At 44.5% G+C, this 638-nt stretch carries 1 pseudogene; it reads right to left on the bottom strand.

What is annotated here, in order from left to right:
• Positions 1–638: pseudogene (locus tag PHAL_RS24325) on the bottom strand (TonB-dependent receptor); the annotation flags it as partial.

Below are 638 nucleotides of genomic sequence, written 5' to 3' on the forward strand. Positions count from 1 at the left end.
GGTACATTACCTATATCCCCATAAATATCAGTCATGAAGTAAGCTGAAGATATAGTCTGCTCCACGTCAAAATTAGTGGCGTACTGCTGTGGGTGCGGTCCATTAAAGCGCTCATAAAACCCACTATCGCCCGCTTTGATACCCCCTTCAATATCAGCCATGCCATCTTGTAATGCTGCAATGTGGGATAAATTATCAATCGTTTTCCAGCCCGAATTTGCGCCAAATGTGCCTGGGAAATTACCATTAAAAAACTCGGTTTGACCATCAGAGACTAACGCATCACTAATTGTGAAGCTGCCGACCGCATCAGCATTAACACCGACAGCACCGATTGCTTGGTCAAAGTTTTCAAGTACCTCACGACTGTAACGTACGCCGAACTTCACAGCACCAAACATAAAACCATCGCCGAAGCCAAAGTCTACATAGCGCTTAGCATCAAACTCACCAGTAGACATTTCGCGCACAGGATTATCAATTCTACCTGTAATATAGTGGCTTAATCGGCGGCCATCATTTAATGCATCAGCGGTAGTAAGCGACAACGCATTTAACGCAGTCGGGCTTTGCCAATCAACATCGTAGTTGTAATTATCCCAGCCTTGGGCATTAACAAATGCTTGACTTAAATCACC

It is taken from the genome of Pseudoalteromonas haloplanktis ATCC 14393, assembly GCF_000238355.1.
Lineage (GTDB): Bacteria > Pseudomonadota > Gammaproteobacteria > Enterobacterales > Alteromonadaceae > Pseudoalteromonas > Pseudoalteromonas haloplanktis.